At 43.0% G+C, this 12320-nt stretch carries 12 protein-coding genes; 4 read left to right on the top strand and 8 right to left on the bottom strand.

The annotated features are described in order from the left end of the window. The first annotated feature begins 14 nt into the window (after positions 1-14). The gene (locus K1F36_RS06085; protein ID WP_220113005.1) at positions 15-656 is read left to right on the top strand and encodes a protein-L-isoaspartate(D-aspartate) O-methyltransferase; all 642 of its coding nucleotides are present in this window, start codon (positions 15-17) and stop codon (positions 654-656) included. On the opposite strand, the gene smpB is transcribed toward K1F36_RS06085, so the two are convergent. Beyond that, positions 653-1114, bottom strand: coding sequence for an SsrA-binding protein SmpB (gene smpB / locus K1F36_RS06090; protein ID WP_207033336.1), 462 nt, complete (start codon positions 1112-1114; stop codon positions 653-655). The two genes, K1F36_RS06085 and smpB, sit on opposite strands and share 4 nt — an antisense overlap. A gap of 80 nt (positions 1115-1194) precedes the next feature. On the opposite strand from smpB, the gene K1F36_RS06095 reads away from it, so the two are divergent. After that, the gene (locus tag K1F36_RS06095; protein WP_220113006.1) at positions 1195-1932 is read left to right on the top strand and encodes a DUF6503 family protein; all 738 of its coding nucleotides are present in this window, start codon (positions 1195-1197) and stop codon (positions 1930-1932) included. Positions 1933-1934: 2 nt separating this feature from the next. Here K1F36_RS06095 and K1F36_RS06100 read toward each other — a convergent pair whose 3' ends face one another. Next, positions 1935-2459, bottom strand: a complete 525-nt coding sequence (locus tag K1F36_RS06100) for a SixA phosphatase family protein (RefSeq protein WP_220113007.1) — start codon at positions 2457-2459, stop codon at positions 1935-1937. A 73-nt stretch (positions 2460-2532) separates the two neighbouring features. Here K1F36_RS06100 and K1F36_RS06105 point away from each other — a divergent pair, with 73 nt between their 5' ends. Next, positions 2533-3936: a PorP/SprF family type IX secretion system membrane protein gene (locus K1F36_RS06105; RefSeq protein WP_258538954.1), complete on the top strand. Its 1404-nt coding sequence runs from the start codon at positions 2533-2535 to the stop codon at positions 3934-3936. A 130-nt stretch (positions 3937-4066) separates the two neighbouring features. Here K1F36_RS06105 and K1F36_RS06110 read toward each other — a convergent pair whose 3' ends face one another. The 5 genes from K1F36_RS06110 to clpB all read right to left on the bottom strand — a co-directional run bounded on the left by K1F36_RS06110 (position 4067) and on the right by clpB (position 10449). Beyond that, positions 4067-4663, bottom strand: a complete 597-nt coding sequence (locus tag K1F36_RS06110) for a TetR/AcrR family transcriptional regulator (protein ID WP_220113009.1) — start codon at positions 4661-4663, stop codon at positions 4067-4069. Between the two features lie 158 nt (positions 4664-4821). Then, entirely contained in the window at positions 4822-5892 is a 1071-nt protein-coding gene (locus K1F36_RS06115) for a dipeptidase (protein ID WP_220113010.1), read from the bottom strand. Positions 5893-5900: 8 nt separating this feature from the next. Beyond that, positions 5901-6365, bottom strand: a complete 465-nt coding sequence (locus tag K1F36_RS06120) for a RidA family protein (RefSeq protein ID WP_220113011.1) — start codon at positions 6363-6365, stop codon at positions 5901-5903. An 11-nt stretch (positions 6366-6376) separates the two neighbouring features. Then, positions 6377-7690, bottom strand: coding sequence for a gluconate:H+ symporter (locus K1F36_RS06125; RefSeq protein WP_220113012.1), 1314 nt, complete (start codon positions 7688-7690; stop codon positions 6377-6379). Between the two features lie 158 nt (positions 7691-7848). After that, on the bottom strand, positions 7849-10449 hold the full coding sequence (gene clpB / locus K1F36_RS06130) for an ATP-dependent chaperone ClpB (protein WP_220113013.1): 2601 nt from the start codon (positions 10447-10449) through the stop codon (positions 7849-7851). Between the two features lie 143 nt (positions 10450-10592). On the opposite strand from clpB, the gene ytxJ reads away from it, so the two are divergent. Continuing rightward, on the top strand, positions 10593-10976 hold the full coding sequence (ytxJ, locus tag K1F36_RS06135) for a bacillithiol system redox-active protein YtxJ (RefSeq protein WP_220113014.1): 384 nt from the start codon (positions 10593-10595) through the stop codon (positions 10974-10976). A gap of 78 nt (positions 10977-11054) precedes the next feature. On the opposite strand, the gene K1F36_RS06140 is transcribed toward ytxJ, so the two are convergent. Continuing rightward, positions 11055-12239: a hypothetical protein gene (locus tag K1F36_RS06140; RefSeq protein ID WP_220113015.1), complete on the bottom strand. Its 1185-nt coding sequence runs from the start codon at positions 12237-12239 to the stop codon at positions 11055-11057. Positions 12240-12320: the final 81 nt, after the last annotated feature.

Genomic DNA, 12320 nt, shown 5'->3' on the forward strand with positions numbered 1-12320 from the left:
CCAGACCACAGACCATGAAGGATACACTCAAACATAGGGGAATGCGCAAGAACTTGGCCGATATAGTTGCTGCCAAAGGAGTTACCGACAATAAGGTACTTGATGCTATAAAAACGATACCGAGACACTTGTTTTTGGATAGTAGCTTTGAGGACCATGCGTATCAGGATAAGGCGTTTCCCATTGGGGCTGACCAGACCATTTCACAACCTTATACTGTGGCTTTTCAAACAGAATTATTGGAAGTGAAGCCCAATGCCAAAATTTTGGAAATTGGTACGGGGAGCGGGTATCAAACGGCTGTTTTAATGCATTTACGCGCTAAGGTTTATACTATTGAACGTCAGTTGGAACTGTTCAAGACCACCAGCTTATTTTTTAATAAAATGCATTACCGTCCCAAGAAAATGATTTTTGGTGATGGTTACAAAGGATTGCCTGAAGAAGCTCCTTTTGATGGTATTATCGTAACCGCTGGGGCTCCTGAAGTACCAAGGCCTCTAATGGCTCAATTGAAAGTAGGGGGCAGGTTGGTGATTCCCGTGGGGACAGATGAACAAATCATGACTTTGTTCGTACGAAAATCTGAAAAGGAATTTGAAAAGAAGGAATTCGGTTCGTTCCGTTTTGTGCCCTTGCTGGAAGACAAGAACTAGTTGTTGAAACTTTTTTTGATTCGGTCCAAGTTCCGTTTGCTATCACGGCTTTTGATGGTTTCCCGTTTATCATACAACTTTTTACCCTTGGCCAGGCCAATGTTCATCTTGGCGAGACCTCTATCATTTATAAAAACCTTCAGCGGGACAATGGTGAGCCCTGTGGTGGCCACTTCTTTATGGAGCTTTTTTAGTTCCCGCTTGTTCAGCAACAATTTACGTACAGCCTTTGGAGCGTGGTTGAAATGACTTGCGTGGCTGTATTCATCAATCTGCATGTTGACTACGAACAGTTCCCCTTTGTCATTAAACTCACAAAAACTTTGTGAAATGGAAGCCTTGCCCTCTCGAAGTGATTTTATTTCGGTACCACCTAAAACAATACCTGCCATGTAGGTGTCCAGAATTTCGTAATCGAATCGGGCCCTTCTATTTTTTATGTTGATATTTTTCTGCATCGTGGACAAAAATATAAACTCTTTGCCAAGAAAATTGTAATGTTACACTAGATTTTACGAATAACTACCAAAACCAACTCATGAAAAGAATTTTAATTCCTCTGATACTTGTTTTTGTCATCGCATGCAAGCAAGAATCCAAAAAAGAATTGACAGTGCAGCAAATCGTGGATAATTCCATTGCCGATAGCGGAGGAAAACGTTTTGACGAGTACAGAGTGACTTTTGATTTTAGGGACAAAGGTTATGTTTCTGAAAATATGGATGGGCAACGTGTATATAAACGTATCTCAGATTTGGACTCCACTACCATTATTGATGTGAAACGAGGAGACGATTTTGAACGTTATATGAACGATTCTTTGGTGATGGTCCACGATACCATGGCGGTGAAATATGCCAATTCCATCAACTCGGTGCATTATTTTGTGCGGTTGCCCTATGGATTGAACGATGCAGCCGTCAACAAAGAACTTTTGGGCAAGGAGACTATCAAAAACAAAGAATATTACAAAGTAAAGGTAACGTTTGACCAACAGGGCGGGGGTGAAGATTTTGAGGATACTTATCTGTATTGGTTTGATAAAGAATCATTTAAACCTGATTATTTAGCGTATGACTTTCATGTGAACGGAGGTGGTCAACGCTTTAGAAAAGCTTACAATGAACGCTATATCAACGGTATTCGATTTGTAGATTACGAAAATTATAAACCTAAGAAAGAAGGAGCGTCTATTTTGGACATTGGAAAGTTGTACAACGAAGGTGAGCTTGAACTCTTAAGTAAAATTGAGCTCAAAAATATTGTGGTAGAATAAACCTAGTCCATTTTTAAACGAATATCGGTCGGTACCCCATCAATGATTCGTACGATGAACAGACTGGCATTGTCAGAATCGTCCATTGGGCCGTACTTTTCCACTCCAATTACTTTGTTTACAAGCATTGGTGTAGTGTTGCTATGTCCAACGACCAAAACATTTTTACCTTCATTGATCAATTTGAACTCTTCCACATCAAATGTGCTGGGATCATAGTATGTAATGTCAATATCTTTTTTTACAGAAGTTGGAGCAGCCGTCATTGAGGTGCGCTCGTAATTGGTAGAATATACCATGTCCAAAGGAATGGCATCAAAAACTTCGGCCCAACGAATGGCCCTATCCAACCCATCTTGATTGAGCTCTGGATCCGCGTTTTCTGGGTCGGTTCTATCTTTTTCTGCATGTCTAATAAAATAGAAGGTGGAAATAATAGGATCTTCCCCAATTTTCGTATCTTTTTTGCAGCTGACTATTCCAAAGAATATAAATGCAAGTATAATTAGAGGTTTGATGGTTCGCATGGTTCTATTCAAAGTTCACGAGTGTTTTTTAGATAATTAGCCTAAAAGTAACGTTTAATTTTCATTTTCTCGTATGCCAAAATATTTGGTTTGTTTGTTTATAATGGCAATTTACATGACAAGCTGGGCACAAGAGCCCGTTCTGCCATCTGATTTTAGACAACATTCGTTAACACAGTTCAATGCAGGTTTATTTAATCCTACCTATGCTTTGGATTGGAACAATCCGAACTCCCTTTCGGTATGGACGCGTTGGCAATGGCAAACAATCGATGGGGACCCGACGACCATTTTTGCCAATTATACGCATCAGTTCAATACTTCATCGGGGGCATCGATAGGATTTTTACAGCACAATACGGGTATATTTTTGTTTACAGGGGGTAATTTGAATTTTTCCCAAGGCTTTGAACTTGATGAGGGAATCAAGTTAATGGCGGGCTTGAATACATTCGTCTATCAACAAACAGTGGCGGATGAGCAATATGTTCCAGATGATCAGTTGGACCCCATTGCCTTGGAGGATTTGGAGGGACTTAAGGTTCAATTTTCCCCCGGACTGCGGTTGTTGGTAAATAGATTCAGTGCTGGGATAGCTTTTGAAAATGCCATCGGATTCAATATTTCAGGAAACGACAGCGGCAGTGTGGGCAACTTTCAGAGCATTACGGGTACATTGAGCAATGATTTTCCAGTTGAACTTTCCCCAGGTCTTGGCGCGAGCTATATTCGCCCGGTACTCTATGTCAAAACGGTGCCTAATGCCGATACCCAATTTGGACTGAATGGATTGTTTTCCACATCTAGATTCTGGGTACAGGGCGGTTATAATAGCTTTTACGGTCCATCAGGTGGTTTAGGGGTTACCATCGCAAAATCCTTTTCTATTGGTGGGCTGATGGAATTTGGAACCGATGGTTCTCTTGTAGAGGAAGAACCCTCCATAGAAATATTGGCCTCCTATCATTTTGGAAAAACAAAACCGAAGATAAAGAAGATTGAAGAATCGAATACGCTTGAAGAAGAGGTCGAGAGACAAAGGTTGGAGCAGGAACAAAGGGAGCTTGAAGCCAGGAGACGGATAGAACGAGAGAAGGATTCCTTGGCAGAGGTTCAACGCCTCAAAGAGCAAATGGAACTACAAAGAAAGAAGGATAGTATTGAGCGCCTTCAAAATCAGACAGTAGAGGTGAAGCCCAATGAAAGATACGAGGAAGTTGAAAATGAAGACGGTCTGGAACCTGGCTTTTATCTGATTGCCAATGTATACGGCACCAAAAAGTACTTCGACAACTTTATGAAGACACTACGGGAGAAGGGTATGGAACCGAAATCTTTTTATAGGAGCTTCAACAAGTACAATTATGTGTATCTGGAACGATACAATACCATGGATGAGGCCAGAAAAGCCCGCGACAGCAAGTTTTTTGGCCAGTATGAGGACAAGACCTGGATTTTTAGGGTGAAGGGTAATTAATTTTTAGGGTATAATATCATTTCGAACCTGGTGAGAAATCTCTTCTCAAATTCAATAATGGGAGATTCCTCGCCGCTTTACTCTGTCGGAATGACAAACGGTTTCAATTTTAAAAGCTGGATAGGTTGCTTTACTTTTTAAGCTCCTGTTTTACCAAAAACTCCAGATACGTAATGGTATTGACCAAATACTTTCGGTCCTGTGTCATGGTGCTCATGGCCACGGCACCTTGAACCATGGTAAACAGTTGCTTTGCAAATTGTAGTGGGGGGACAGGAAGTTTAATTTCGTTCTGTTTGGCACCATTTTCCAAGATAAGGGCAACTTTTCCTTCAATATCCTTAATGGTTTCTTTCACGGCCGCGGCCAAAAGCTTGTTGTTGCCTTGGGCATCTATTCCCACGTTCAACAGTGGGCATCCACCCATGGGAAGGGTAAAAACGTCGTACTGCTTGTAAAAATTCAAAAGGGAATACAATCTGGCCAACGCTTCGGTTCCAGTGCTAAGTTTATCATCAATAGCTTGCAACAACATGTTCCGATTGTGTTCAAAAGCCGATAGCGCCAGAGCCTCTTTATTTTCAAAATTGCCGTATATGGCCCCTTTGGTAAGCCCTGTGGCCTCGGTAAGGTCGCTCATGCTTGTACCTATATAGCCGTGCTTATTGAAAATAGGCGCTACGGTTTCAATAATATAAGCGGTGGTTCGTTCTGCTTTCTTGGACATGGAATAGGTTGCTGTTGGTCGAATCTAAGATATAAAAAATCAAATACTGTTTGGTATTTAAACGGTCAAAACCCTGAATTTTAACATGTTTCTTGGAATAAAATACCTTTCCAATACCCATTTTGTTTTTGGGTGGAATGATAAAGAATGGAACTTGATCAGTGTTTGGACCAAACCCTTCTTAAGAAATCAATAAAGTTTTGGTTCATAATTTTTTCAATATCCGTGCTCGTGTAACCTCTCTTCGTCAATAGATCTGGAATTTTTTGAAGATCTGCAATAGTGTCCAGGTCATATGGGCTCTGTTCTTTTCCGAAGGCACCGTCGAGGTCGGTTCCAATACCAACATGGTCGGTATTCCCTGCCAACTGGCATATGTGATCTATATTATCCACCGCGATTTCCAAGGTCACGTTCATTTCCTTTGGGGTGGATTTACCACGTACCCAATTGGGAACCATCATCCAGGCATCCAATGCAACGCCGATTACAGCGTCCCGGCTAATAAGCTCTTTGATCTGTTCATCGGAAAACTGGCGATTATGGTCCACCAATTCCCTGCAATTATTGTGGCTGGCCCAAACTGGTCCATTGTAGATATCCATGGTCTCCCAAAAGCTTTTATCGCAAAGGTGGGTGGCATCCAAGATAATGTTGAGCTCTTCCACTTTTTTGAGCAAATCCTTTCCTTTTTGACCTATTCCTCCCACCGAATCGGTGCCATGGGCATAAATCCCAGGACCGTAATGAGCTGGACCGATAGCTCTGAGGCCTGATTCATAGGATTTTTCCAAATAGCTCAAATCTACAATGGAGTCGGCCCCTTCCAAACTTAAAATATATCCGATAGGTTTTTTTGGTGCATCGCTCTTCCAGAGTTTGAGGTGGGATTCCAAGCCTTGAATATCTTTGATTTGGACCATTTCACCTGCCGCCTCCATGGTTTTGTACCAAGCCAGTTGCCCTTGCGTTTGTGCCCAAGCTTGATGCTGTGAATGCCAACCAGGTAAGGGACTGCCTTTTTTTACAAAACGTGCAATTTGGGTGGCCATGCATAGGCCAATGTTGCCTTCTCGCATAGCGGGCAAGGAAACGGTATTCTTGCCTCGGTCCGGTTTGTCCGTCATTCCCTGTTCACGGTCACGTATTTCGGCAACTGGAAGGGTAAGGTCTCTGTTCCATTCCATGGCGTTCATGGAAAGGTCGAGATGGGCATCAAATATAAACATGAGGGGTTTTATTGGTGAAGTTCAAAAATAGCTTCAATTTCTACTGCAATATTTCCTGGAAGCATCATACCGACCGCACTTCGCGATCCGATTCCGTTCTCTTCTCCAAAAATATCGGCCATCAGTTCACTAAAACCATTGATCACGTAGGGTTGTTTCCCAAAGTCTGGAGTGCAATTCACCATGCCCAATACTTTTACCATTCTTTTGATTTTGTCCAAGCTTCCAAAGTGTGTCGTAATCGTGGATAGCATGGTCAATCCCACCTGACGAGCCGCCAGTTTGGCCTGATCCTCATCAAGATCGTCTCCAGCACGCCCCGTCATTAGGGAGCCATCCAAATTAACCGGCCCTTGACCCGATACGTACAAAAAATTACCGACCACTAAAACAGGTCGATACACGCCCGCAGGTGGCGGGGCAGGAGGTAATTGGAGGTTCAATGCCTCCATTCTTTTTGATGGTGATTCCATAAGTTTTATTGTTAGATTATACTGTTGATGGCCAAAACGCCCAAGAGTCCCATAACGCCGACCAAGGTTTCCATAACGGTCCAAGTGGAAAGGGTTTCCTTCACTGAAAGGTTAAAATATTCCTTGAACATCCAAAAGCCCGTATCGTTGACGTGGGAAAGCATTAAACTTCCCGAGCCGATGGCCAAAACCATTAACTCTGGGCTTGTTCCCGTGCCCGAAGCCAGCGGAAGTACAATACCTGCGGCAGTAAGTCCTGCAACGGTGGCGGACCCTACACTAACGCGTATGGCGGTGGCAATGAGCCAGGCCAGTACCAAAGGTGAAATGCTTGACCCTTTTAAGCTGTCGGCAATATATTCGCTTACTTGACTGTCTATCAAAACTTCCTTTAATGCCCCAGCTCCAGCAATGATCAATAGAATCATGGTAATACTGGAAACGGAAGTGGACAGGGAATCCATAATGGTACTCATTTCCTTGCCTTTGACGAGCCCAAGTGAGTAGATGGCAATAAGTACCGAAATCAGCAAAGCTATCACGGGATTACCTATAAAGGTGAGTATATTTCTGAGTACGCCTTCTTCCAAAAATTGCTCGGCAGCAATACCAACCCCGATAAAGATGATTGGGGACAGGGCGGTTAAAATACTTGTTGCGGTCGATGGCAACTGTTCCTGGGGTATGGGCTCGGCATTGTAAAACTCTTTTAATGGTTTTGCCTCAATTTTTTTAATTGTACGGGCAAACAAGGGTCCCGCTACTATTATTGCTGGTATGGCGACAATAAGACCGTACATTAATGTTTTGCCAATATCCGCATTGAACATGGCAGCAATGGCCGTTGGAGCGGGGTGGGGAGGAAGGTAGCCATGCGTTACAGATAAAGAGGTAAGCATGGGCAATCCCACATAAAGCAAGGGTAATCCCGTTGAAAAGGCTACGGTAAAGACCAAGGGTATCAAAATAACAAAGCCCACGGAGTAGAACATCGGGATACCTACAATAAAACCAGTGACCACCATGGCCCATTGCACGTGTTTTACGCCAAATTTGTTGACCAATTGCGTCGTGATCTGTTGAGCGGCGCCGCTATCGGCCACCAATTTCCCCAACATGGCCCCAAGCCCCAGAATAAGAACCAGAAAGCCCAATGTGTTTCCTATTCCCCTTTGTATGGATTGTACCAAATTTGCCAGTTCCATTCCTTGAAAAATGCCTACAAACAGGCATACGATAATGAAGGACAGAAAAGCATTGAGTTTAAATTTTGCGATAAGCAAGAAGAGCAGTAAAATACCTAGGACGGCAATGATCAGTGGCATATTTAGGATATGGTTTTGAGCTAAAATAAGGATTTAAATGTAATGGCATTCAAAAGTTGTAGATTTCTAAAATTTTGACAGTAAAATATGATATAAATAAAAATCCCCTCCCGAGAAGTCAGGGGAGGGGATTTCATGACTGAAATTTATTTGGAGAATTATTCTACCAATTCATCTTGATTTCTGAACACCAACTGATCGTCAAAGGAATCCAAGAGCACTATGCTGTCGGAGGTTATTTTTCCTGACAACAACTCTTTGGAAAGGTTGTTCAAGACCTCTTTCTGAATCAATCGTTTTACAGGTCGAGCGCCGTATTGAGGGTCGAAACCTTTTGCTGCCAAGTAGTCTATCGCTTCTTGGGTAGCATCGAGGGTAATGTTTTGCTTGGCCAACATTTTCTTCAAGTTTTCCAATTGCAATCCCACAATATCCTTGATGTCCGATTTGCTCAATGGAGCAAACATGATGATGTCATCAATACGGTTCAAAAACTCGGGTCTGATGGTCTTACGAAGCAATCCCAGCACTTCTACCCTTGCTGCCTCGGAAGCACTTTCCACATCTACGGCATCTTCAAACTTCTCCTGAATGATGTGGCTTCCCATATTACTCGTCATTATAATGATGGAGTTCTTGAAATCGGCTACGCGACCTTTGTTATCGGTCAACCTTCCTTCATCCAATACTTGCAATAAGATGTTGAAGGTATCGGGGTGTGCTTTTTCAATCTCATCCAACAAGATGACGGAATAGGGTTTCCTTCTCACGGCTTCGGTCAACTGACCTCCCTCATCATAACCCACATACCCTGGAGGCGCACCTACCAATCGGCTCACGGAGTGGCGCTCTTGGTATTCGCTCATATCTATCCTTGTGATGGCGTTTTCATCATCGAACAGATAGGCGGCCAAGGTTTTGGCCAGCTCGGTCTTACCTACACCGGTTGTACCCAAGAATAGAAACGAACCGATGGGCTTTTTGGCGTCCTGCAATCCCGCTCTGCTTCTTCGTATGGCATCGGATACCGCGATAATCGCCTCATCTTGACCAACTACCCGTTTGTGCAGTACATCTTCCAGTTTCAGGAGTTTTTCGCGTTCGCTCTGCATCATCTTGTTCACTGGAATGCCCGTCCACTTGGCAACTACTTCGGCAATGTCCTCATAAGTGACTTCCTCTTTGATCAAGGTGCCCGCAGTTTGCTGTTCCGCCAACTCATCTTGGAGTTTTTCCAATCGTTCTTGGGCCTCCTTTATTTTGCCGTAGCGCAATTCGGCCACTTTTCCGTAATCGCCGTTTCGTTCGGCACGTTCGGCCTCAATCTTATAGTTTTCAATATCCTCTTTTGTTTTTTGGATGTTGTCCACCACGGTTTTTTCGCTTTCCCATTTGGCAAAGATTTCGTTTCGTTCTTCCTTAAGGTTGGCGAGATCCAAATTCAAGGTTTTCAATTTAGACGTATCGTTTTCCCTTTTGATGGCCTCCAACTCAATCTCCAATTGCATTATTTTACGGTCGAGCACATCCAATTCCTCGGGTTTGGAGTTGATTTCCATACGAAGTTTGGAAGCTGCCTCATCCATAAGGTCTATGGCCTTATCCGGCAAAAACCTATTGGTAATGTAGCGTTGTGATAACTCCACGGCACCGATTACAGCTTCGTCCTTGATACGGACCTTGTGGTGTGCCTCATATTTTTCCTTGATTCCCCTAAGGATGGAAATGGCACTCTCGGTATCGGGCTCGTCCACCATCACTTTCTGGAACCTACGCTCCAAGGCTTTATCCTTTTCAAAATACTTTTGATACTCGTCCAACGTAGTGGCGCCAATGGCCCGCAATTCGCCACGCGCCAAAGCAGGCTTCAGGATGTTTGCGGCATCCATCGCGCCTTGTCCGCCACCTGCACCCACCAAGGTGTGGATCTCATCAATAAAGAGCACAATGTTCCCGTCCGATGAGGTTACCTCTTTGATTACGGCTTTCAAGCGTTCCTCGAACTCTCCTTTATATTTGGCACCCGCAATAAGCGCACCCATATCCAGGGAATAAATGACTTTATCTTTCAGGTTTTCGGGTACATCCCCTTGAATGATTCGATGTGCCAAGCCTTCGGCAATGGCTGTTTTACCCACACCGGGCTCACCTACCAACATGGGGTTGTTCTTGGTGCGTCTGGATAAAATCTGCAAAACCCTACGGATTTCCTCGTCCCGTCCGATTACGGGGTCCAATTTGCCACTATCGGCCATTTGGTTGAGGTTGTTCGCATATTTGTCCAGTGAATTATAAGTTTCCTCCGCGCTTTGTGATGTCACCTTACCGCCCTTGCGTAGTTCTTCAATGGCTGCTTTCAAATCTTTTTCGGTCACTCCCTGATCCTTTAGGATTTGGGCGACTTTACTTTTGGATTTGAAAATGGCCAATAATAGGTGTTCAACGGAAACGTATTCATCGCCCATGTTTTTGGCCACGATGCTTGCTTCGTTGACGGTTTTTCCAGCTTCTCTGGAAAGCATGATTTCCCCTCCCGATACTTTTGAAAAGCTCTGGAGTTCCTTGTCCAATATTTGGTTGATGAGATTGGTATTGACGTTCAATTTTTTCAAAATGAAAGGCAACACGTTTTCATCGACCTCGGCGATAGCCTTGAACAAGTGTTCGTTTTCTATTTGTTGATGCCCAAATTCTTGGGCCAATTGCTGGGCCCTCTGAATGGCTTCTTGTGATTTTATGGTAAAATTATTAAAGTTCATTGCTGTTGTTTTTGTAAAGGAATGTCAACAATCCTACCAATACATGATTACGGTCAAAATGTCTTGAAAAATCAGCAATAGCGAGACATTTCGTCAGTTGTAAGCTTTTTGGTCGCTCCCGACTTATCCTGTAAATTTGTATTATGGGAATATTTGACAGCGTCTTCGGAAAGAAAGAGAAAAAGGAAAAGAAAGCATTGCCTTGGATTACATTGGAATCCGTTGCCCAATTGGAGGAAATCGTGGAAAAATCAAAAAACAAATCCCAAGTCATCTATAAGCATTCCAGCACTTGTGGAATCAGTAGGATGGTTTTGGGGATGTTCACCGATTCTTTTGATATGGATACGGATGTGGACCTCTATTTTTTAACGATACAGGACCACAGGGATGTGTCCAACACCATAGCCGATAAATTTGAAGTTAGGCACGAGTCACCCCAATTATTGGTGGTCAAAAACGGGGAGGTGGTTTTTCATACCTCGCACGGGGCCATTTCGGAAATGGACTTTATGAAGTATTTATAAAAAAGAAGAAGTTCATGTCAGTTCGAGCGCAGTCGAGAACTTAAAACATCCCGACTGAGCTCGATGTGACACAATCTTTTAGTTGAACTGATATTTTGAGATGATGCTCTTGAGCCGTAGTTTAAGGTCCTCACCTGCATCGTAGACCATTTGTTCGTTGGAAGGGAAAGGTACTTCCCTTGCGTTCAGGTACAACATTAAATCGTCCTCCAAAGCTCTTTTGTCACCTTGGTAATTGGCGAAAATATGCTCGAAAAAGAACTCACTAGATAGGGGATAGGAGTTGATTACCTGCCCGTTCCGTAAATCCGTGAAACTAACCTTTGCACCGATTTGTGCGGTTTTAGTTTGTGTAAACTGAAACAATTTACAGGTTACCGTGCGCATCTTGTCAATTTTTATCTTGTTCCCCAAGCTATCTTTTACGACGTTGCCTTCGCGGTCTAAAAGATATTCCCAGCCATCTTTGATTTGTCTTTCTTTGATGACTTGTGTCTCATTGATACGCTCTGGCGATACATTGATTTCCATAAAATCAAGATTCATCGCATAATCATATTTTACATTGGCCAAAGGAGTGGTATGGTATTGCAACCAGAAGTTGTCGATTCCAAAGGCATTAAAATCCAAAAGTTCGGATTCCAAACGTTCTGGAATGATCTGCTGTGTTTGATTAGCAATATCCACCCTTACAAATTCGAGTCCCTTGTTATAGGCTTCATCCATTTTGGATACAGTTTCCCTGTAGCCTGGATTTATTTCCTGCAAATATTTTAAATCTTCGTAGGCTGTTCTGTAATCTGCCTTGTATTTTGCGGAAGCCAACAGATTGGAGGCGTTTTGGTACAGATGTTCGGAAAAATCATCCTTAGTGTTCAAAATGCTGTTGTCGTAGTCCACAAAATTGAACTCGGCCGTTCTGCCTTCATCTTCAATATACAACGGCAATAGTGGCCTGATGCGCTGTTGAATCTGTTTTAATTGTAAATATTTGTTGTAGATAGTCTCCAAGTTGGCCGGGTTCCCATCATTTTGAAGAAAAGCAATTTCCTGCTGTTCCCTAGCGGCATTTTTGGCAAATGCTTCTTCCAAAAGGATAATGTATTCCTGATGCCCTTTCTTGGTTTTGTTCTCGGCCAAATTCTTAATGGCCTTGTTCATGGCGGTGGAATAATTCCCCGTATTCAAGGCCTCTTGTGTTTTCTTTACGCCACTGCAAGCGCTTAAAACTATAATTGTGGTTAAGAGTAAAAGTTTTTTCATATTGGTCAACTTTATGGTTGTTTAGGGGGAATTCAATAGCTGTGCCAAAAATCCTCATCCTATTAACGAAAAAGGTGATAT

The sequence above is a fragment of the Flagellimonas abyssi genome (genome assembly GCF_019457905.1).
GTDB classification, from domain to species: domain Bacteria; phylum Bacteroidota; class Bacteroidia; order Flavobacteriales; family Flavobacteriaceae; genus Flagellimonas; species Flagellimonas abyssi.